Annotated in this window: 15 protein-coding genes; 13 read left to right on the top strand and 2 right to left on the bottom strand. The window is 61.0% G+C overall.

Annotated elements, in window-relative coordinates; genetic code table 11:
- Positions 1–23 precede the first annotated feature (23 nt).
- Positions 24–1,547, top strand: a complete 1,524-nt coding sequence (gene purF / locus H4V96_RS15650) for an amidophosphoribosyltransferase (protein ID WP_029496571.1) — start codon at positions 24–26, stop codon at positions 1,545–1,547.
- A gap of 247 nt (positions 1,548–1,794) precedes the next feature.
- Complete coding sequence (locus H4V96_RS15645) at positions 1,795–3,036, top strand: cystathionine gamma-synthase family protein (protein ID WP_070346470.1); 1,242 nt, start codon at positions 1,795–1,797, stop codon at positions 3,034–3,036.
- A 226-nt stretch (positions 3,037–3,262) separates the two neighbouring features.
- Here H4V96_RS15645 and lexA read toward each other — a convergent pair whose 3' ends face one another.
- Positions 3,263–3,910, bottom strand: a complete 648-nt coding sequence (lexA, locus tag H4V96_RS15640) for a transcriptional repressor LexA (RefSeq protein WP_196854883.1) — start codon at positions 3,908–3,910, stop codon at positions 3,263–3,265.
- Positions 3,911–4,186: 276 nt separating this feature from the next.
- On the opposite strand from lexA, the gene rpsF reads away from it, so the two are divergent.
- The 7 genes from rpsF (at position 4,187) to H4V96_RS15605 (ending at position 8,983) form a co-directional block, all read left to right on the top strand.
- Positions 4,187–4,573 carry a 30S ribosomal protein S6 gene (gene rpsF / locus H4V96_RS15635; RefSeq protein ID WP_010400028.1) on the top strand — a complete coding sequence of 129 codons (387 nt, stop codon included), beginning with the start codon at positions 4,187–4,189 and terminating at the stop codon, positions 4,571–4,573.
- Between the two features lie 20 nt (positions 4,574–4,593).
- Positions 4,594–4,902 carry a primosomal replication protein N gene (gene priB / locus H4V96_RS15630; protein ID WP_029496570.1) on the top strand — a complete coding sequence of 103 codons (309 nt, stop codon included), beginning with the start codon at positions 4,594–4,596 and terminating at the stop codon, positions 4,900–4,902.
- 15 nt (positions 4,903–4,917) lie between these two features.
- Positions 4,918–5,208 carry a 30S ribosomal protein S18 gene (gene rpsR / locus H4V96_RS15625; protein WP_010400024.1) on the top strand — a complete coding sequence of 97 codons (291 nt, stop codon included), beginning with the start codon at positions 4,918–4,920 and terminating at the stop codon, positions 5,206–5,208.
- Between the two features lie 27 nt (positions 5,209–5,235).
- Positions 5,236–5,691: a 50S ribosomal protein L9 gene (rplI, locus tag H4V96_RS15620; protein WP_010400021.1), complete on the top strand. Its 456-nt coding sequence runs from the start codon at positions 5,236–5,238 to the stop codon at positions 5,689–5,691.
- Positions 5,692–5,825: 134 nt separating this feature from the next.
- Positions 5,826–7,211 carry a replicative DNA helicase gene (locus H4V96_RS15615; RefSeq protein WP_010400018.1) on the top strand — a complete coding sequence of 462 codons (1,386 nt, stop codon included), beginning with the start codon at positions 5,826–5,828 and terminating at the stop codon, positions 7,209–7,211.
- Between the two features lie 92 nt (positions 7,212–7,303).
- Positions 7,304–7,930: a DUF47 domain-containing protein gene (locus H4V96_RS15610; RefSeq protein ID WP_010400015.1), complete on the top strand. Its 627-nt coding sequence runs from the start codon at positions 7,304–7,306 to the stop codon at positions 7,928–7,930.
- Positions 7,931–7,972: 42 nt separating this feature from the next.
- Positions 7,973–8,983, top strand: a complete 1,011-nt coding sequence (locus tag H4V96_RS15605; protein WP_010400013.1) for an inorganic phosphate transporter — start codon at positions 7,973–7,975, stop codon at positions 8,981–8,983.
- 214 nt (positions 8,984–9,197) lie between these two features.
- On the opposite strand, the gene H4V96_RS15600 is transcribed toward H4V96_RS15605, so the two are convergent.
- Entirely contained in the window at positions 9,198–10,094 is an 897-nt protein-coding gene (locus tag H4V96_RS15600; RefSeq protein WP_010400011.1) for an MBL fold metallo-hydrolase, read from the bottom strand.
- Between the two features lie 187 nt (positions 10,095–10,281).
- Between H4V96_RS15600 and H4V96_RS15595 the strand changes: the two genes are divergently transcribed.
- The 4 genes from H4V96_RS15595 (at position 10,282) to H4V96_RS15580 (ending at position 21,485) form a co-directional block, all read left to right on the top strand.
- Positions 10,282–11,904, top strand: a complete 1,623-nt coding sequence (locus H4V96_RS15595; protein WP_196854835.1) for an HD family phosphohydrolase — start codon at positions 10,282–10,284, stop codon at positions 11,902–11,904.
- Positions 11,901–14,174, top strand: coding sequence for an adenylate/guanylate cyclase domain-containing protein (locus H4V96_RS15590; protein WP_280721040.1), 2,274 nt, complete (start codon positions 11,901–11,903; stop codon positions 14,172–14,174). The genes H4V96_RS15595 and H4V96_RS15590 overlap by 4 nt, the downstream gene beginning before the upstream one ends.
- Positions 14,175–14,383: 209 nt before the next feature.
- On the top strand, positions 14,384–15,994 hold the full coding sequence (locus H4V96_RS15585) for a ShlB/FhaC/HecB family hemolysin secretion/activation protein (protein ID WP_196854836.1): 1,611 nt from the start codon (positions 14,384–14,386) through the stop codon (positions 15,992–15,994).
- Positions 15,995–16,010: 16 nt separating this feature from the next.
- Complete coding sequence (locus tag H4V96_RS15580) at positions 16,011–21,485, top strand: YDG domain-containing protein (RefSeq protein ID WP_196854837.1); 5,475 nt, start codon at positions 16,011–16,013, stop codon at positions 21,483–21,485.
- Positions 21,486–21,491: the final 6 nt, after the last annotated feature.

Genomic DNA, 21,491 nt, shown 5'->3' with positions numbered 1-21,491 from the left:
GTAGCACAGTTTAGGAGCACACCATGTGTGGCATCGTCGGCGTCGTTTCCCATCAACCTGTCAATCAATTGCTCTATGATGCATTGTTGCTCTTGCAACATCGTGGTCAGGATGCGGCAGGGATTGCGACTAATCACAGCAGTATGTTTTCCATGCACAAAGCCAATGGCCTCGTGCGTGACGTCTTCCGTACGCGCAACATGCGTTCGCTGCAGGGCACAACGGGCATCGGCCATTGCCGCTACCCGACGGCCGGTTCGTCGAGCGAAGAGGAAGCACAGCCGTTTTATGTCAATGCACCATTCGGCATCACCCTGGCGCACAATGGCAACCTGACCAACTGGGAACAGTTGAAACAGGAAATGTTCAAGAACGACCGCCGCCACATCAATACCGATTCCGATTCCGAAGTGCTGCTCAATGTGCTGGCGCATGAAATCCAGGAAGCGACGACGGGTCTGAATCTGGACCCGGAAGCCATCTTCAAGGCCGTCACCGTGCTGAACCGCCGCGTCAAGGGTGGCTACGCTGCCGTGGCGCAAATTGCCGGTGTGGGCTTGCTGGCTTTCCGTGACCCGCACGGCATCCGTCCTTTGTGCCTGGGCATCAATGAAACGGAACTGGGGCCTGAATACCTGATCGCTTCCGAATCCGTCGCGCTGGAAGGCATGGGGTTCCGTTTCGTGCGCGACATCGGTCCCGGCGAAGCCGTCTTCATCGATGCCGACAAGAAATTGCACAGCGCCCAGTGCGCCGACAATGCCAGCCTCAATCCTTGCGTGTTCGAATTCGTCTACCTGGCCCGTCCCGACTCCGTCATCGACGGCGCCTCGGTGTACGCCACGCGCCTGAAAATGGGTGAGTACCTGGCTGAAAAGATCCGCGCCGAACTGCCTGACGTGCATATCGATGTGGTCATGCCGATTCCCGATTCCTCGCGTCCTGCCGCCATCCAGCTGGCCCTGGCGCTGAACATCGAGTATCGCGAAGGCTTCATCAAGAACCGCTACATCGGCCGTACCTTCATCATGCCGGGCCAGGCGGCGCGCAAGAAATCGGTGCGCCAGAAGCTCAACGCTATTCCTTCCGAATTCAAGGATAAAGTAGTGCTGTTGGTCGACGATTCCATCGTGCGTGGTACCACCAGCCGTGAAATTGTGCAGATGGCGCGCGAAGCGGGGGCGACAAAAGTCATCTTCGCCTCGGCCGCGCCACCGGTGCTCTACCCGAACGTGTACGGCATCGACATGCCGACGCGCGACGAATTGATCGCCTACGGCCGCACGACGGAAGAAGTCTGCCGTGAAATCACGGCCGATTATCTGGTGTACCAGGATATCGGCGCGCTCAAGCAGGCCATTGCCGACGTCAATCCGGCGCTCACGAACTTCGAGGCTTCGTGCTTCGATGGCGTGTATGTGACGGGCGATGTGTCGCAGGAATACCTGGACCGCCTGGAATACGCGCGCCATCATCCGAAAGCAGCAGCGCCTGAAGATACGCCCCGTCCCCAGCTGAACTTGAACCTGGCAACGACAGAAGCGTAATCGCCGCCTTGCCATTAGGGTCAGACCCGTCGGGTCTGACCCTAATGCCGTTAAGTTAGTGTTAGTGATGCTATTTTTAGCCCAAGAACAAGGACTGGGGTCGGACCCTGAGGGTCCGACCCCAGCTCTTTGCCTCTGGGTTTAGCGAATTTACTGGCGCTCATAAATCAGGCCAAAACTCTTAACTGAACGGCATTAGGGTCTGACCCCAGCTTTTGTTTAGGGTTAATAGTTTCCAGCATCCACCATGACCACCAAAAAAAACTACGGCTTTACCACCACCATCTTGCATAGCGACCGCCGCAAGGGCATCGAGCATGGCTCGCTGCACAAGCCGATACACACCTCCGTGGCGTTTGGCTACGGCGACGCGCGCCAGCTCGCTGCCGTATTCCAGGGCAAGGAACCGGGCTTCCGCTACGGTCGCCAGGGCAACCCGACGGTTTCTGCGCTGGAAGAGAAGGTCAACAAGATGGAAGACGGCGTGGCGACCCTGTGCTTCGCCACCGGCATGGGCGCCATCGGCGCCGTGGTGCAGTCTTTGCTGCGCGCAGGCGACCATGTCGTCTCATCGGCTTTCTTGTTTGGTAACAGCAACAGCCTGTGGCAAACGGCGACGGGGCAGGGCATTGCCGTGTCCTTCGTCGACGCCACCGATGTGGCCAACGTGGTGGCCGCCATCACGCCGGCGACGCGCATCGTGTTTGTGGAAACCATCGCCAATCCGCGCACGCAGATTGCCGACCTGGCGAAAATCGGCGCCCTGTGCAAGGAGCGTGGCATTTTGTACATCGTCGACAACACCATGACGACGCCCTACCTGTTCCGCCCGAAAGCGGTGGGTGCCGGTCTGGTGGTCAATGCGCTCACGAAATCCATTGGCGGCCACGGCAATGCGCTGGGCGGTAGCTTGACGGACACGGGCGTGTTCGACTGGACGCAGTATCCGAACATCTTCGAGAACTATAAAAAGGCGGCGCCGGTGCAGTGGGGCATTGCGCAAATCCGCGCCAAGGCCTTGCGCGACTTCGGCGCATCGCTGGGACCGGAAGCGGCGCACCATCTTGCCGTCGGCGCGGAAACCATGGCCTTGCGCATGGAGCGCACCTGCTCGAACGCCCGCGCGCTGGCCGGCATGTTGCAAGCCGATCCGCGCGTGGCGGCAGTGCATTACCCAGGCTTGCCGTCGCATCCGCAGCACGCGCTGGCGACGCAGCTATTCCGCAGCTATGGTTCCCTGTTTAGTTTTGAATTGAAGGACGGGATCGATTGTTTCGATTTCCTCAATCGTTTGAATCTGGCCATTCCAGCGAGCAACCTGGGCGACACGCGCACCCTGGTCATTCCCGTCGCCCATACGATCTTTTACGAGATGGGGGCCGAGCGTCGCGCCAGCATGGGCATTGCCGAGTCGCTGATCCGCGTGTCGGTGGGCATCGAGGACGAGGCCGATTTGCTCGAGGATTTCCGTAGCGCGTTGGAGCAATGATGCCCAACCAAACCTGCTGCGGGTCGGTATAGGCGGCTTGTGATGCTCACCGGCTCGGCGCCCCGTACTGAGTACGGTTCTGCTTCTTGGCCACCTCCCCCTTCCGCTCGCCACGGTTTTGTCGGACATTGAAACTTGCGTGTCCGGCATGAGAGGGGCCGCAAGCTAAAAACTGGGGTCAGACCCGGCGGGTCTGACCCCGGCATGCACTTTTACATGCGGTGGCTTAATGCCAGCTGCGCATCAAGCCTACCGCCAAACCTTCCAGCGCAAACTCATCTTCCGGCGATACAGTGATGACCTTGAAGTCGGGATTTTCCGGCAGCAGTTCGATGACGGAGCCCGTCTTCTTGTAGCGTTTGACGGTGACTTCATCGCCGATGCGGGCGACGACGATCTGGCCGTTCTTGGCGCTATCGACTTTTTTCACTGCCAGCAGATCGCCATCCATGATGCCGGCGTCGCGCATGGACCAGCCGCGCACCTTCAGCAGAAAGTCGGGCTTGGCTGAAAACAGGGCCGGGTCGACGTTGTAGCTCGCTTCCAGGTTTTCCTGCGCCAGGATGGGCGAGCCGGCCGCCACGCGGCCGATCAGGGGCAGCGACATCAGTAGCGCTGCCTGCACTTTCGAGGACAGCGCCTCGGCGACAGCACTCGCCGCTGCACCGATCAGGCGGATGCCGCGCGAGGTGCCTGGCGAAATCTCGATCGCGCCCTTGCGGGCCAGGGCTTGCAAATGCTCTTCGGCCGCATTGGCCGATTTGAAACCCAATTCATTGGCGATTTCGGCACGGGTAGGAGGGAAGCCCGTATTTTCAATCGCATCCTTGATCAGGTTCAGGATTTGTTCTTGTCGTGCAGTCAGCTTGATCATGAGCGGTGGGTGCATACTAAAATGCTGTCTATATGAACAGTCTGTATTTTTGTACAGTATCGTCCACTATGCAAGGGGATTTCCCTTATTTGCGCCAATTTCGTGTGAAATACTGGAATGCACGGTAAAAAGCCGCTGGCTGGCCGCGTGAATGGGCCGCTTGTTGAAGCAATCATTGAAACGTTTGCAAAAGGCGGTTATAATCTCCGGCTGACCTTCCCACACCCGTCTTGACGCCGGGGTGGGCGATTATCAATCCGACCTGAAGGAGTTTGCATGCGTCATTATGAAATAGTCTTTATCGTCCATCCGGACCAAAGCGAGCAAGTGCCCGCGATGATCGAACGCTACAAAGCCAGCGTAACCACCCGCGGCGGTTCGGTTCACCGCGTGGAAGATTGGGGCCGCCGTCAAATGGCTTACTCGATCCAAAAGCTGCCTAAAGCACACTACATCTGCCTGAACATCGAATGCGACAACGAGACCCTGGTCGAGTTGGAAACAGCATTCAAATTCAATGATGCCGTGTTGCGTCACCTGACCGTTAAAATGAAGAAAGCTGAAACAGCTCCTTCGCCGATGATGAAATCGGTACAACGCGAAGACGCGGCCAAAAGCCACCGCACCGAAGCACCAGCAGCCGCTCCAGCCGCAGCAGCCTAATTGTTGACCAGGATCGTGCGCTGAACCAGCTACAAGTCACTGCCATCATTGCCGAGCGCGAAATATTGCGCTATACCCCGGCAGGGTTGCCGATTGTGAATGCAGTATTGCAACACTCTTCGCAGCAGATGGAAGCAGGAATTGCCCGTTTGACCGAGTTTGATATTGCCGCGCTAGCCGCTGGTGAAATCTCAGGCCGGTTCAGTCAGGCAAGCTTGGGCGGGGTGTATCAGTTCACGGGTTTCCTGGCCAGAAAAAGCCGCAACAGCAAGAGTTTGGTGTTTCACATCATTGATTTTAGTGCAGTCACCCCGACTAGCGCATTTTAGATACAGGAGCCTGACATGGCATTCGGTAAAAAGTTCGACAAAAATAAGCTCAAGCTTAAAGAAAAACGCAAACAGCAAAATCCGTTGTTCAAACGCAAGAAGTTCTGCCGCTTCACCGCAGCTCACGTTGAGCAAGTCGACTACAAAGACGTCGACACGCTGAAAGACTTCGTCCAAGAAAACGGCAAGATCATGCCAGCACGCCTGACCGGTACCAAAGCGCACTACCAGCGCCAAGTTGACACCGCAATCAAGCGCGCTCGCTTCCTCGCGCTGCTGCCATACACCGATCTGCACCACGCTTAATCGGTCAGATATTCCTGGAGAAGAACTATGCAAATCATTCTGTTAGAAAAAGTTGTTAACGTCGGTAACCTCGGCGAAGTCGTCAAAGTCAAAGACGGTTACGCACGTAACTTCCTGATCCCGCAACGCCTGGCACGTCGTGCTACGGCAACCGCTGTGGCTGAATTCGAAGTCAAGCGCGCCGAACTGGAAAAAGCTGCTGCCGCCAAGTTGGCCGCATCGCAAGCCCAGGGCGAAAAACTGAGCGGCCTGACCGTTCAAGTTGCTCAAAAAGCTGGCGTCGATGGCCGTCTGTTCGGTTCCGTCACCAACTTCGACATCGCTGAAGCGCTGACCAAGCAAGGTTTTGCTGTTGAAAAAGCACAAATCCGCATGCCTACCGGCCCGCTGAAGACCGTTGGCGAGCACAACGTTTCGGTTGCTCTGCACACCGACGTCGTCGTCGAAGTCGTTATCGCTGTCGTTCCAGACGCGAACGCGTAATCGTTTGCGGGCCTGGCCCGCAAGCGTGACGCTCTATGAAAAGCCGGGTTCGCCCGGCTTTTTTATGGCCTTTTTTTCGCTCAATTTCAGCCCTTTATTTTTGCCAGCACGCCGAAGCGGGTATAATTCGCGCCATGAACGTCCCCTCTGATCCGCAACTGGATTCCCTCCGTATTCCGCCGCATTCGATCGAAGCAGAACAATCCGTTATCGGTGGTCTGCTGCGCGATAATGCAGCGTATGACCGCATCGCCGACTTCATGCATGCGGAGGATTTCTATCGCTATGACCATCGCATCATCTTCGAGCAAATCGTCAAGATGATTAACGCTTCCAAGCCAGCCGATGTCATTACTGTTTTTGAAACCCTGACCCAGCTCGGCAAGGCCGATGATGTGGGCGGACTCGCGTATCTGAACGCCATGGCGCAAAATACGCCATCGGCCGCGAACATCCGGCGTTACGCCGAGATTGTGCGCGACCGCGGCGTGCTGCGCAAACTTATCACCGTCGCCGACGATATTTCCGGCACGGCCTTCAGCCCGCAAGGCAAGGAAGTCAAGCAGATGCTCGACGAGGCCGAGTCGAAGATTTTCGCCATCGCCGAAGAGGGCGCGCGCGGCGCCCAGGGCTGGACCGCTATCCAGCCCCTGCTGACGCAGGTGGTCGAGCGCATTGACGAGCTCTATAGCCGCGACAACCAGAGTGAAATCACGGGCGTGCCCACCGGTTTCATCGACCTCGACCGCATGACCTCAGGTCTGCAGCCGGGCGACCTGGTCATCGTGGCGGGCCGTCCATCGATGGGTAAAACGGCGTTTTCCGTCAATATCGGCGAAAACGTTGCCATTGACAGCGGCTTGCCCGTGGCCGTGTTCTCGATGGAGATGGGCGGCGCCCAGCTTGCCATGCGTATGCTAGGCTCCGTCGGGCAGCTGGACCAGCATCGTCTGCGCACGGGCCGCCTGAATGACGAAGACTGGCCGCGCCTGACGAATGCGATTCAAAAGATGAACGACGCCCAGTTGTACATCGATGAAACGCCGGCCTTGAATTCCATCGAACTGCGCGCCCGTTCGCGCCGTTTGTCGCGTCAATGCGGCAAGCTCGGTTTGATCATCGTCGATTACTTGCAGCTGATGTCGGCCAATACGCCGGGCGATAACCGCGCCTCGGAGATTTCCGAGATTTCACGCGGCTTGAAAGGCCTGGCGAAAGAACTCGGTTGCCCGGTGATTGCCCTGTCGCAGTTGAACCGCTCGCTGGAGCAACGCCCGAACAAGCGTCCTGTGATGTCGGACTTGCGCGAATCGGGCGCTATTGAGCAGGACGCCGACGTAATCCTGTTCATTTACCGTGACGAGGTGTATAACCCCGACTCGCCAGACAAGGGTACGGCCGAAATCATCATCGGTAAACAACGTAACGGTCCAATCGGCAGCATTCGTCTCACCTTCATGGGGCAGTACACCAAATTTGGCAATTACAGCGGTGGCCTGGCGCTTTACCAAGGCGACTAAGACCCCGCAGCACTGGCACCCCATCGCTGCCCCCTCTTGCGGGGCGGCTTTCTGTAGTAAATATCACGATTTAATGCTTAACGGAGAATCACATGTTTGGACGCTTGATGCCCACTGAGGGCAAGTTTTTTGAATTGTTTAACCAGCACGCGGAACTGTGCGTCAAGGGCGCCAAAGAAATGCTCGGCCTGATGACCAATTTCGACGACCTGGAAAACCGCGTGCATGCGATCGAAAGCATCGAGAAACAGGCCGACAAAGTCACTTACGCCACCGTGGAAATGCTGCACAAAACCTTCATCACGCCGATCGACCGTGACGACATCCATCAACTGATCACGCGCCAGGACGACATCCTCGACCTGCTGGAAGACGCGGCGCAAACCGTCTCGCTGTACGACTTGAAAGCTGTCACGCCGGAAGCCAAGCGCCTGGCCGAACTGGTCTTGGCCTGTACCGAAAAAGTGCGCGATGCCGTCGCCATGCTGCACAACATGGACAACTCGCGCAAGATCGTCGCCATCTGCGAAGAGATCGACCGTCTGGAATCGGACGCCGACCACGTGATGCGCGCTGCCATGTCCAAGTTGTTCCGCGACGAGCCGGACGTGCGCAACTTGATCAAGCTGAAAGCGATCTACGAAATTCTGGAAACCGTGACCGACCGTTGCGAAGATGTGTCCAATATTATCGAAGGCATCATCGTCGAAAACGCGTAAGCGTTGGGCATGTCCTGAACCAGAATCAGAAAAGAAATTACAATGACCATACAAATCAGCATCTACGTGCTAGGCCTGTTGATCGCCCTCGCGCTGCTGTTTGACTTCATGAACGGCTTCCACGATGCCGCCAACGCGATCGCCACGGTGGTCTCGACGGGCGTATTGAAACCGCAGACCGCCGTTGCCATGGCCGCCACGTTCAACTTCGTCGCCATCTTCGTGTTCCACCAACTGACCGTCGCTGCCACGGTGGGCAAAGGCACCATTGACCCGACAGTGATTGACCAGTACGTGGTCTTTGGCGCGCTGATGGGCGCCATCTTCTGGAATTTGTTTACCTGGTATTACGGTATTCCATCGTCTTCCTCGCACGCGCTGATCGGCGGCCTGGTGGGCGCCGCCGTCGCCAAGTCGGGTACGGGCGCGCTGGTCGCGGCCGGCCTGTGGAAAACAGTGGCCTTCATCGTGATCGCACCGGTGCTGGGCTTTGTGTTCGGCTCGATCATGATGCTGCTGGTATCCTGGATATTCGTGCGATCGACGCCGCGCAAGGTCGACAAGTGGTTCCGCCGTCTGCAACTGGCATCAGCGGCGGCCTACAGCCTGGGCCACGGCGGCAATGATGCGCAAAAGACCATCGGCATCATCTGGATGCTGCTGATCGCCGCCGGCTACTCGAGCGTGAACGACCAGATGCCGCCGCTGTGGGTCATCATCTCGTGCTACACGGCCATCAGTTTCGGTACGCTGTTCGGCGGCTGGCGCATCGTCAAGACCATGGGCCAGAAGATCACCAAGCTCAAACCCGTCGGCGGCTTCTGCGCTGAAACGGGCGGCGCGATCACCCTGTTCGTTTCGACGGCGCTGGGTATTCCCGTGTCGACCACGCACACCATTACGGGCGCCATCGTCGGCGTCGGCTCGGCACAAAAAATGTCGGCTGTGCGCTGGGGTGTCGCGGGCAACATCGTCTGGGCCTGGATATTCACGATTCCTGCCTCCGCTTTCGTGGCGGCGGTTGCATGGTGGATAGGCCACCACATCATGTAATGGATAGCCATCGCCAGTAAAAAGGGAGCCTTGCGGCTAATGCCGTTCAGTTAAGGATTTTGGCGTGATTTATGAGCGCCAGTAAATTCGCTAACCCCAGAGGCAAAGAGCAGGGGTCGGACCCTCAGGGTCCGACCCCTGTCCTGGTTCTTGGGCTAAAAATAGCTTCACTAACACACTAACTGAACGCCATTAGAGCCTTGCGGCTCCCTTTTTATACCCCGGCCAGTTCCACCGTGAGTCCTTCGCAGGCGAGGAACACTTGCAAGCCATCGAGACGGTGCACATAGCGGCCCATCACGTCGGCAAATACGGCTTCGAGTTGCTCATCGCTGCGGGTCGGCTCATGGTGGGTGCAGTACAGGCGCCGCGCGCCGCAGCGCAGAGCCAGCTCGAAGGCGGCGTCGAAGGTGCCGTGGCCCCAGCCTTGCTTGCCCGTGTACTCCTCGCGCGTGTATGAGCAGTCCATGATCAGCGCATCGACGCCGGCGACCGCCGCGTCGATGCCTGCCTGGCGCTGCACATTGCGCTGCGCGCAGGCGGCATGCTCGGCATGGCCGGGCGGATGCAGGTTGTAGAACGGTTCATGGTCGCCGCTGAAAAACAGCGAAGCGCCGCCGCAGTCGATGCGGTAGCCCAGGTTGACCACCGGATGGTTCATTTCCGCGCCGCGCACGCATGCACCTCCCACCTCGACGTTTTCGCCCGGTGCCAGGGTGCGGTACTCGATGCTGGCCGCCATGGCCGCTTCGCTGACAGGGAAATAGCTGTCTTGCAACTGTACTGCCATCACGTGCTCGATGCCCCTGCCGGCGACGGCATCGTAGGCGCCATGCAGGCGCATGCGGTTGCCAGCGACGAACAGGGGGCTAAACATGGGCAGGCCGTGGATGTGGTCCCAGTGGCTGTGCGTGATGAAGACGTGCGCGTCGACCGGCAGGCCGGCCGGCAGTTGCTGCGCCAGCGAGAAGATGCCGCTGCCGGCATCGAGAATGATCAGGCTGTCGTTGTCGGTGCGTACTTCGATGCATGTGGTGTTGCCGCCATAGCGCGCCGTGCGCGGGCCGGGGGAGGGGATGGAGCCGCGCACGCCCCTGAACGTGAATTTCATTCAGTACCTTGTTACGGTGTAATTGTTGTTGATTCTATTCTAATTGATGACGTTGGCAGCAACATTTGTGCATGTTGCCATATGGAAAGTTATTTCGTTTTGTTGCAACTAAGTAATGTACAGTGCGGTGGGTGGCCGTTACACTGGTGCTTGCCGACTTACTTTTCCTTACCTGATTGCTATCAACATGCCGCAGTTGCACCCTGAGAAAATCGCCCACAGACTGGAGCAATTGACCGAACTCAGTGTCGCGCTCGGCCACGGCCTGGGCGGCGCGGGACACGATATCGGCGCGCTGTTGCAGCGCATCGTCATGCTGGCAAAAAGCATGAGTGGTGCCGATGGCGCCACTCTGTACCGGCCCATGCCAGACTGCCGCCAACTGGCTTTCGACATTAGCGTCAACGATAGCCTGGGCATCGCGCAGGGGGCCGACATGGGATTGCCGGGCGTGCCCCTGTTCGATGGCGCGGGCCAGCCCAACCTGACGTCGGTGGCCGCGTATGCCGCGAACATGCGCCGCAGTGTGAATATCGCCGATGTGTACCGCGACGAGTGCTTCAATTTTTCCGGCATGCGCGACTTTGACCGTCACCATGGCTACCACACGCAATCGATTCTGACGGTCCCCATGAGTGACCATGAGGGTGATTTGATCGGCGTGCTGCAACTGGTCAATGCCAAGGATGGGGGAACTGGCCAGGTGCGCGCTTTTTCTTCCACCGACCAGCGTTTCATCGAGGCCCTGGCTGCGCAGGCGGGCGTGGCGCTGACGAATCAATTGCTCATTTCGCAGCTGGAAGAGCTGCTGGAATCGCTCGTTACCCTGATCAATATCGGCATCGATGAAAAGTCGCCCTACACGGGGCGACATTGCCAATTCGTGCCCGAGTTGACGATGCTGCTGGCCGACGCCGTGCACGCGACCGAGAACGGACCGCTGGCCGATTTCCGGCTCAGTGACAACGAGCGCAAGCAGTTGTGGCTGGCCGGCCTGCTGCACGATTGCGGCAAGATTACCACGCCCGTGCACGTGGTCGACAAGGCCACCAAGCTGGAAACCATTTTTGACCGCATCGCGCTGATCGACACGCGCTACGAAGTGCTGCTGCGCGATGCCGAGATTGCCGCGTTGCGCCAGCAGGCGGCGCAGCCGCAGCAGACCGAGGCCATCACCCGTGCGCTGGCGCTGGAACAGGCGAGCCTGCGCGAAGAGCGCGACTTCATCCGCAAGGCCAATATCGGCGGCGAAAGCATGGCGCCAGCCGACCAGGAAAGAGTGCGGCGGATCGCCAGGCGCCGCTGGCGTGCGGCCGACGGCGAACTGCGCGATTTCCTCGACGCCGACGAAACGGAAAACCTGACCATCCGGGCCGGCACCCTGACGGCGGCCGAGCGGGCCATCGTCAACAACCATATCAGCGTCTCGATCCGCATGCTCGAAGCGCTGCCGTGGCCCAAGCACCTGCAGAAGGTACCCGAATATGCCGGTGCCCACCACGAGCGCATGGATGGCAAGGGCTATCCGCGCGGACTGACCAAGGAGCAGATGTCGGTACCGGCGCGCCTGATGGCGATTGCCGACATTTTCGAGGCTTTGACAGCGCGCGACCGGCCATATAAAAAGGGCAAGCCACTCTCCGAATCCTTGCGCATCCTCGGTAATTTCAGCCTGAACGGGCATATCGATCCGGACCTGTTCGACGTTTTCATCCGCAGCAAGGTGTACCTGAGCTTCGCTGAAAAGCACCTGCATCCGAGCCAGATCGATGCCGTCGACGAGGTCGCCATTCCCGGCTATACACCGTGACGCGGGCCTGGCACAGCGTGCTGCTACAAGCCTTGCGCAAGCATGGCGCGCGCTTTTTGCTGGGGCTCTTCCTGAGCCTTGCCGCCGCTCTGCTGTGCCTGGCGGGTAACGACAATATCGCCCGGCTTGACGCCATGCTGGGCGACTGGCGCATGCGTGCCGAGACGCCGCAGCTGGAGCGCCGCATCGTCATCGTCGACATCGACGAGCAAAGCCTGACCCGCGTCGGTCGCTTTCCCTGGAGTCGCGATATTCAGGCGCGCCTGGTGCGCCAGCTCACCGCGCATTACGCTGTGTCTGTGCTGGCGTTTGACATCTCGTTTCCCGAAACCGATACCAGTTCAGGCTACGCCGTGCTGCAAGGTCTGGCGCGCGGCGCACTGGCCGGCGTGGCCGGTTTGCCGGCGCAGCTGGAAAAACTGCGCCCTGCCATGGATTACGACGGCCTGTTTGCCAGTGCCATGCGCGGCCAGCCCGTGGTGCTGGGCTACGGCGTCTCGGAACGGCAAACCAAGGGCGTGCTGCCGGCACCCGCTTTCAGCGTGGCCGATTTGAATGGGCGCAGCGTCACGGCCTATGTGGCGCGCGGCTACGAAGCCAATATCGCACCGCTGCAGGCGGCCGCGCAAGGCGCCGGCATCTTCACGGCGCTGACCGATACTGACGGCGTGGTGCGTTCCTCGACCCTGCTGACGCGCATCGGCGACGGCTATTATCCTTCGCTATCGCTGGCCACCGTGGCCGTCTACCTGCAGGCGCGCGCCATCGCCCCCCGCTTTACGGGCACGGCAGATACCCTGTCGGCGCGCGAATTGACCAGCGGCGGACTCGAACATATCATGCTGTTTACGCCGCGCGGCGCGATGGCGATACCGGTGGGCGAAGCCCTGACCACCACGGTACAGTACCGGGGCAGGGGTGGCCCCGATGGCGGTGCCTTCCGCTATGTGTCGGCCTCCGACGTGCTGGCCGGGACGGTGCCGCCCGCGCTGCTGAAGGGCGCCATCGTGCTGGTGGGGACCACGGCGCCTGGCTTGAACGATATCCGCGCCACGCCCGTGAATGCCGAGTATCCGGGAGTGGAGGTGCACGCCAACCTGATCAAGTCCATGCTCGATGGGCGCTTCAAGTCCCGGCCCGATTACGCACCGGCGTTCGAATTGCTGCAGATTGGTTTGTTTGGCTTGCTGCTGGCCGCTGCCCTGGCCGTGCTGCCGCCGGCCGGCGTGATGCTGGCCACTGTGGCGGGGCTGGCGGCCGCCATCGCCATCAACCTGTACCTGTATGGCGTGCATGACCTGGTGCTGGGCGGCGCCGTGCTGCTGATGCTGATCGTTGCGCTGTTCATCGCCAACCTGGCCTGGGGCTACTTTTTCGAGGTGCGCAAGGGACGCGCGCTGGTGGCGCGCTTCGGTGAATATGTGGCGCCCGAGCTGGTGGCAGAGATGGTCGACGATCCGCAGCGTTACACCATGGAGGGCGAGAACCGCGAATTGACGGTGCTGTTCGCCGACGTGCGCGGTTTTACGGCCATTTCCGAGCAACTGGCGCCGGCGGTGCTACGCGAATACATCAATCTGTACCTGACAGCGATGTCGGAAGATATCCGCGATAGCCATGGCGGCACGCTGGACAAATACATCGGCGACGCCGTCATGGCGTTCTGGGGCGCGCCCGTCGCTTTTGCCGACCATGCCAGCCGGGCCGTGGCCAGCGCCCTGCTGATGCAGTGCAGCGCGGCGCGCCTCAATGGCGAATTTGCCGCGCGCGGCTGGCCGGCGCTGCGCATCGGCATCGGCCTCAACACGGGGCCCATGCATGTGGGCGACATGGGCTCTCGCATCCGCCGCGCCTACACCGTGATGGGCGACAGCGTCAACCTGGCCGCGCGCCTGGAAGGCGCCAGCAAGTTGTATGGCGTGGGCATCGTCGTGGGCGACGCCACGCGCGCCGCCGCACCGCACTTTATATACCGCGAACTCGATTGCATCCGCGTGCTGGGCAAGCAGGAAGCGGTGGCCATCTTCGAGCCGCGTTGCCTGCTGGCCGATGCCGACGCGGCAGAGCTGGCGCAGCTGGAGCGCTGGCACGCGGTGCTGGCACGGCTGCGTGCGCGCGACTGGGGCGCAGCGGGCGTCTTGCTGGCACAGTTGCAGACGGACTTTCCCGACGATGGCCTGTATCTGCTGTACACGGCACGCCTGGCGCGCTATCGCTGCATGCCGCCGCCAGCCGATTGGGATGGCGTGACCGTCTTGCATAGCAAGTAGGCCTGCCAGCGGGGCGAAAAAGCAGGCAATGGCGCCATTTTTCAGCATTATTGGGCACTGTTTGCTGCGCTGCGAAAGAAATCAGGGAGAAATGTTAGAAATTTCTGACTGGAAACTAAAAGCCGTCTAAAATTTGCCTTCAATCCATTGCCGGACACGCTGGCGCCTGCAGGTCGCGTGCTTGTCCGGTTACACTAGAAATCCTTCACATGACATATCGTTTGCTGCACCTGCTTGCGGGTTCCGCGCTGCTGTTCGCCGTCGGCGCCGTCGGCGCCGCTGTTTCCATGGATGACGGCGCTCCTGTCGTGCAAGACGATGGCGTGCCGCGCTTCGAGATCCGCCGCTTCGACGTGCAGGGCAAGACGCTGCTCACGCAGGCTCAGGTGCAAGCCCTGCTGGCGCCGTATGTGGGAGCGCAGCGCGATTTTTCGCATATTGCCCGCGCCGTCGAGGCGCTGGAAATGGCGTACCGCGAGCGTGGCTACAGCGCCGTGCAGGTGCAACTGCCCGAGCAGGAGCTGCAACGTGGCGTGGTGCGCCTGAACGTGCTGCATACGCCGCTGGGCAAGATTGCCATCAGCGGCAATGCCTACGTCGACGAGGCCAACGTGCGGCGCGCCTTGCCGCTTCTGCGTGCAGGCGAGACGCCGAACTTGCCGGCCTTGTCGCAAAGCCTGAAGCTGGCCAATGAAAACCCGGCGCGCAAGATCGAAGTGCGCTTGCAGGCTGACGAGTCGGCGGGCGCGATTGACGCCATCGTCACGGTGGCCGATGAAAAGCCCTGGAAAGCCATGCTCAACGTGGACAACACGGGCAGTGCGCAGACGGGCAAGACGCATGTGGGCGTGGTGCTGCAGCATGCCAACCTGTTTGGCCTCGATCATGTCGCCAGCTTGCAATACACGAGTAGCCTGGAAAAACCGGACAAGGTGGGCGTGTATGGTGCCGGCTACCATGTGCCGCTGTATGCGCTGGGTGACTCGATGGACTTTTTTGCCAGTTACTCGAACGTCGATTCGGGCCGCGTCTCGGCCGGCATCTTTGACCTGGCCGTCAACGGCCAAGGCAGCACGGCCGGCATCCGCTACAACCAGAACTTTGCCCGCAGCGACGATTTCGAACCCAAGCTCGTGTATGGCATCGACTACAAGGCTTACCGCAACAGCGTGCAGCTGCTCGGCATGCAGCTGGGCGCTGACGTCAGCGTGCACCCGCTGAGCATCAGCTACATCGGCAACTGGACCTTGCCGGCGGGAGAGGCCAGCGTGGCGCTCACGTTCGCGCATAATATTGCTGGTGGAAAACATGGTGCGCAAGCCGATTTCGAGCGCGTGCGCGCGCATGCCAAGGCGGCCTACAACACCGTGCGCCTGAGCGCCAGCACGGGGCGCGTACTGGCCGACGACTGGCAATGGCGCGCGCTGGCCAACGCGCAAGTGACGCCGGACGCACTGGTGCCGGGCGAGCAGTTCGGCGCCGGTGGTGCCGGGTCCGTGCGCGGCTTTGCCGAGCGCGCGGTGGCCAATGATTCGGGCGTCAACCTGAACCTGGAACTGTACACGCCGAACTGGTGTGGCCAGGTGCTCGCTTACCAGTGCCGCGCGCTGGCTTTCTATGACACGGCCTGGCTGCGCCGCAACCACGCGCTGCCAGGTGAAAGCGCGTCGCAAGGCATCAGCAGCGGCGGCCTCGGCCTGCGCTTGCTGCTGAGCCGCTACGCCAATCTACAACTCGATTACGCCCAGGTCGTCAATGCCGGCGACACGGGACAGCGGGGCGCCAAGCGCCTGCATTTCCGTCTCGCCCTGGCCTACTAGCATCAGGATGAACACCATGCACAATCATGTCCAGCACGCCTCCGCGTCCATCTTGACGCCATCATTTTCGTCACCGTTTGCGCCGCCCTTGCGCCGCACGGCGCTGGCGTTGCTGCTGGCTGGCTGTTTCGGCGCGGCGCAGGCCAACCCGGCCTCGCCGCAGTTGGTCCATGGACAGGCGACGTTCAGCCAGCAGGGCAATGTATTGTCGATCACGAACACGCCCAATACCATCATCAACTGGCAGAGTTTTTCCATCCACGCGGGCGAAATCACGCGCTTTATCCAGCAAAACGGCACTAGCGCCGTGCTCAACCGCATTACCGGGCAAGACCCCAGTAAAATTTTGGGCGCGCTCGAATCGAATGGCAAGGTTTTCCTGATCAATCCGAACGGCATCGTCTTCGGCCAGGGCGCGAAAGTGGACGTCAACGCTCTGCTAGCGTCCAGCCTGGGCATGTCGAATGACGATTTTCTGTCTGGCAAGGGCCAGTTCACGGCCGGCAGCGTGGCCGGCGGCGTCAGCAATGCGGGTGTGATCAATGCGGGCAAGGGCGGGCAGGTACTCTTGATCGCGCCGAACGTGGAAAACACCGGCATCATCACGGCGCCGAATGGCGAAGTGATTCTGGCAGCCGGGCACAGCGTGCAGCTGGCCGACCCCGGCAATCCGCAATTACGCGTGCTGGTTTCGGCACCAAACGATCAGGCGCTGAACCTGGGACAGATCATCGCCCACGGTGGCAGCATCGGCATGGCCGGCGCGCTGGTCAGCCAGCGTGGCGTGCTCAACGCCAATAGCGCCGTCCTCGGCGAGCATGGCACGATCGTCCTCAAGGCCAGCGGCAAGGCGCTGCTCGAAGCGGGCAGCGCCACCAGCGCCACGGGCGCCGCTGGCAAGGGTGGCGAGATATCGGTGCTGGGCGAGCAGGTAGGCTTGCTCGGCAATGCGAGCATCGATGCCAGCGGCGCCACCGGCGGCGGCACGGTCTTGCTGGGCGGCGATTACCAGGGCAAGAATGCGGCCGTGCAAAATGCGCGCCAGGTGCTCGTCGGCAAAGACGCCAGCGTGCATGCCGATGCCATCGACAGCGGCAACGGCGGCAAGATCATTGCCTGGGGTAATGCCTCGGCGCAGGTGCACGGCAGCCTTTCCGCGCGCGGCGGTGCACAGGGCGGCGACGGCGGCTTGGTCGAAACGTCCGGCCATTATCTGGCCGTCGACGGCGTCCGCGTCGATACCAGCGCCCGCTCCGGCAGAGGCAAGCGCGGCAACTGGCTGCTCGATCCATTCGATATCGATATCGTGCAGGGCAATGGCGGCAACCTCGAAGACGTCAACCAGTTCATGGAGGGCCTGCCCGCCAGTAGCACCAGCATCGGTGCCGATACCATGTCCGCAGCCAGCAGCAATGTCATCTTGCAGGCCCAGCACCGTATCAATTTCAGCGCCGCCGTCAACATGCTCAATCCGGGCATCGGCCTGAGCGCCACGGCCGGTGAAACGATCAACGTGTACGCTGCCATTACCACCAACGGTGGCAATGTGAGCCTGTCGGCGAACGACGCCAGCAGCGGTGCTGCGACCGGTCCCGGAGCGAACGTGAACTTGAACGCGCCTATTACCAGCAATGGCGGCAACATTTCGCTATCCGGTGCCGGCGTGGCGGGGGCTGCTGCCGTCAATGTCGGCAATGGCAATCTGAGCTTGCGCGCGAATCAAGTGCTGGGCGGCATCAGCCTGTCGGGCGGCGCAAACCAGCTCAGCGGGAGCGGCATCGCCGGCCAGACGGTGACCCTGCAGGCCGATAATGTCACCCTCGGCGGCGGCATCGATGTCGGCGGCACGGCGGGCGGCGCGAATGTCATCATCAAGCCGCTGAGCAGTTCGCGCAGCATCGACCTGGGCAGCAAATCGGGTACGGCCCTGAGTTTGAACGCGATTGAGCTGGCGGCTATCTCAGCGTCTTCGCTGACCATCGGCGACGGCACGAATACGGGTGGCATCAGCATATCGGATGCGCTCGCCAGGACAGGTGATCTGCACTTCAATGCAGCTGCCACCATCACGGCCACTGGCGCCGTGACGGTAGGTGGCAGCTTTGTGCTCGACGGCGGCAACTGGGTGCAAAACGCGGCGACCCTGCCAGCATTCAGCGCCAGAAGCTTTGCCATCGGCAGCGGCGCCAGTTTCCTGCGCGCGGTCGGTGGCGACGGCGTCACTGCCCCTTATCTGCTCGCCGATATTTATGGCTTGCAAGGCATCGCCAGCCTCGACCTTGGCAATAGCTATCGCCTGGCTGGCAATATCGACGCCAGCGGCACGAGTGCCTGGAATGGCGGCGCCGGTTTTCGTCCCATCGCGCATAGCGACTCGGGCGGTTTTTCCGGGCTGCTGGACGGCGCCGGTTATGCCGTCAGCGGCTTGCAGATCCACGGCGAGAGCGCGCCGAATGGTAACCTGAACACCGGCTTGTTTGGCAAGCTGGGTAACGGTACGACAGGCACGGTGCGCCAGTTGAACCTGCTGGGTGGCAATGTCAGCGGCAACAACAATGTGGGCGCCGTGGCTGGCGTGGTCGCTGCGGGCGGCACGATAGAGCAGGTGCAAAGCAGCATGAACGTGGCCGGCCAGGATGGCGTCGGTGGCCTGGCGGGCATCAACCGGGGCCGTATTGCCGTCTCGTACGCCAGCGGCGGCGTCAGCGGCGCACGCAATGTGGGTGGCCTGGTGGGCAGCAACAAGGGCACGCTGGCTGATGTCTACGCCACCGGCGCGGTCGGAGTAGCTGGCAATGCGGATGCCGGACTCGCGCGCGAGCATATCGGTGGCCTGGCTGGCGAGAACACGGGCAGCATCAGCAATGCCTATGCCAGCGGCGCTATCGCGGGCGGCGGCTTCAGTGCGGTGGGCGGCTTGGTTGGCAGCAATAGCGGCGCCTTGGCGAGCACTTACTGGAATATGGACAGCTCCGGCCAGGCGCACGATGGCGGTGCCAGCATCGGCCGCACGGCGGCGCAGATGTCGCGCCTATCGAGCTTCGACGGTTTTGTCTTCGGCGCCGCGCCCGTCTGGCGCATCTATGACGGCTACACGTCGCCGATGCTGAAGGCTTTCCTGAAACCCTTGCAAGTGACTCTTTCGGGCAGCGCCACTGGCAAGGTCTACGATGGCCAACTGGCCACCTTCCTCGGTTCGATCGCCTATACAGCATTAGTCGATGGCGATGTCGGCGTGAATGGCAGCCTTGGCTACGGCAGTAGCGCGCGCAATGTGGGCAACTATGCAGCGACGGGCCTGTGGTCGACCAAGTACGATATCAGCCTGGGCGGCACGACAAGCTTTGCCATCACGCCGCGCGCGTTGAACTATAGCGTCACTGGCGCGCAGAGCCGCGTCTACGACGGCAGCTTGCATGCTGCCCTGAATGGTTATTTTGAAGGTATGGTGACTGGCGACCAGGTCAGCATGGCCGGTTTGCTGGGCCGCTTCCGTGACAGGAACGTGGGCACTGGCAAGAACGTCGACTACCAGATTGCGACTGGGCACCTGACGGGCGCCGATGCGGGCAACTATGTGCTCTACGACTATGCGGGCAGCACCACGGCCGATATTGGCGCGCGCGCGCTGAACCTGTCTGGCGCGGCCGGCAACAAGGTTTATGATGGCACGACGGGTGCGCAGTTGAACCTGCTGGGGGATGACCGCCTCGCTGGCGACAGATTGACGGCCTCGGTCGTAGCCAGCTTTGCGGACAAAAACGTGGGGGCGGGCAAGACTGTACAGCTGAGTGGCGCGACATTGACGGGTGCCGATGCGGGAAATTACTTTATCGTCTTGCCGACAGGCTTGCTGGCCAGCATTACACCGGCCAGCCTGACCCTGGCAGGCGTGAGCGCCACCGACAAGGTGTATGACGGAACGACTTCCGCGACGGTCAGCGCGTCGGTGAACGGCGTGCTGGGCCGCGATGTGGTCAACGTTGTAGGCGGCAGCGGCAACTTTGCCGACAAGAACGCGGGCACCGGCAAGCTGGTGACGGCTAGCGGTTTCCGCCTGGCCGGCGCCGATGCGGGTAACTACACGCTGCAAACGACGGGGGCGACAGCGCAGGCAACGATTGCGCAAAAACAGATGTCCACCTGGATCGGCAGTGGCAACGGCTTGTGGAGCGATGCCGCCAACTGGGACGGCGGCGTGGTGCCGGAAGGCGCGAACGTGCTGGCCGTCGATTTCTCCCGCAGCAAGGGCATCGTCACCTATAGCGCGGCAGCTGGCAGCACCTTCCTGAAGCGCCTGACTTCTGCCACCGGTTTGCTGTTGACCGGCGGTGAGCTGAGCCTCGGTGAAAGCGCGCTCGACGGCTCGGTGTTGGACGGCCTGGCCGGCCTGGAAATCAATGGCGGCAGCTTGCTGCTGAACGGCAGCCTGTCGGCGCAGCGTTACGCGCAAGGCGGCGGTGTGCTGAGCGGTAACGGTAACTTGCTCGTCGCCAATAGCTTCAGCCAGGCGGCTGGCGCTATTGGGCTCGCTGGCCAACTGGCCATCACGCAAGCGAGCGGCGACTTGCGCTTTGCCAGCCTGGCAGCGAACGAAGTACGCTTGAGCGCCCTGAATGGCGCCATCGGCCAGGACGGTGCGCTGCGCGCCAGCAGCCTGACGGCGCAGGCGCAAAATGGCATCGTACTGGGCAATACGGGTAATCAGGTGGGCAGTTTTACTGCCAGCAATAGCGCAGCGGGAGGCATTGCGTTGAACAATACCTCGGCGCCGGGCAAGCTGCTCCTGGGGCCGCTGCTCACTGGCGCGGGCAATATCGCCATCGATAACACGGGCGGCATCGCCGCTGGCAATATCAATGCCAATGGCGGCAATATTACCTTGACGGCGCATAGCCCCGTCACCGTCAACGGCAAGCTCATAGGCAATGACATTACACTTAATGCCAGCACGGACATGCTGTTGGGCGAGGGAGCACAGCTGGCAGCGGCGCGCGATGTCAGCCTGGTCGCTGGCGGCGATATTGGTCTCGAAGGCAATGCCCAGGTCCTCGGTGGCGGCAATTTCAGCGCCAGTGCGGCAGGCAATGTGCGCTTTGCGGATACGGCAAGCCTCACCGTGCCGGCGGTGGCCGGCATGAGCGTGCTGGCGAAAACGGGCAGCATCACCGGTACGCTGGGCGTGCGTTTCAACCGCCAGCGTGCCGACGTCAGTTTGCTGGCGCCGAAAGGTACGGTGGCCATGCCGGACCCGATCTTCCTGCCTGCCGCGACGATATACCCGTTCCTCATCGATGTCAGCGTCGTCGTCGCCATCGACAATGCCTTGCGCGTCATCAAACAAGCCGACCGTGCCAATGACCCGCTCGCTTCCATCTCGCCAGTCAAAAATGATGACAAGACGAAAGACAGCAAGGATGTCGCCGGTGACACAGGTAAATCAACAGGATATAAATACAATGACTCGATTAAAAAAACCTACTGTAACTAAAGTCCT

Origin of the sequence: Janthinobacterium sp. CG_23.4, assembly GCF_029892305.1 — a bacterium.
Classification (GTDB): Bacteria; Pseudomonadota; Gammaproteobacteria; order Burkholderiales; family Burkholderiaceae_D; genus Janthinobacterium; species Janthinobacterium lividum_D.
This window is presented reverse-complemented; position numbering and strand designations above follow the sequence as displayed.

Bases quoted from the DNA above. Each gene is read 5' to 3' on its own strand.
- purF (WP_029496571.1), top strand. From the start codon at position 24: ATGTGTGGCATCGTCGGCGTCGTTTCCCATCAACCTGTCAATCAATTG.
- H4V96_RS15645 (WP_070346470.1), top strand. From the start codon at position 1,795: ATGACCACCAAAAAAAACTACGGCTTTACCACCACCATCTTGCATAGC.
- lexA (WP_196854883.1), bottom strand. From the start codon at position 3,910: ATGATCAAGCTGACTGCACGACAAGAACAAATCCTGAACCTGATCAAG.
- rpsF (WP_010400028.1), top strand. From the start codon at position 4,187: ATGCGTCATTATGAAATAGTCTTTATCGTCCATCCGGACCAAAGCGAG.
- rpsR (WP_010400024.1), top strand. From the start codon at position 4,918: ATGGCATTCGGTAAAAAGTTCGACAAAAATAAGCTCAAGCTTAAAGAA.
- rplI (WP_010400021.1), top strand. From the start codon at position 5,236: ATGCAAATCATTCTGTTAGAAAAAGTTGTTAACGTCGGTAACCTCGGC.
- H4V96_RS15615 (WP_010400018.1), top strand. From the start codon at position 5,826: ATGAACGTCCCCTCTGATCCGCAACTGGATTCCCTCCGTATTCCGCCG.
- H4V96_RS15610 (WP_010400015.1), top strand. From the start codon at position 7,304: ATGTTTGGACGCTTGATGCCCACTGAGGGCAAGTTTTTTGAATTGTTT.
- H4V96_RS15605 (WP_010400013.1), top strand. From the start codon at position 7,973: ATGACCATACAAATCAGCATCTACGTGCTAGGCCTGTTGATCGCCCTC.
- H4V96_RS15600 (WP_010400011.1), bottom strand. From the start codon at position 10,094: ATGAAATTCACGTTCAGGGGCGTGCGCGGCTCCATCCCCTCCCCCGGC.
- H4V96_RS15595 (WP_196854835.1), top strand. From the start codon at position 10,282: ATGCCGCAGTTGCACCCTGAGAAAATCGCCCACAGACTGGAGCAATTG.
- H4V96_RS15585 (WP_196854836.1), top strand. From the start codon at position 14,384: ATGACATATCGTTTGCTGCACCTGCTTGCGGGTTCCGCGCTGCTGTTC.
- H4V96_RS15580 (WP_196854837.1), top strand. From the start codon at position 16,011: ATGCACAATCATGTCCAGCACGCCTCCGCGTCCATCTTGACGCCATCA.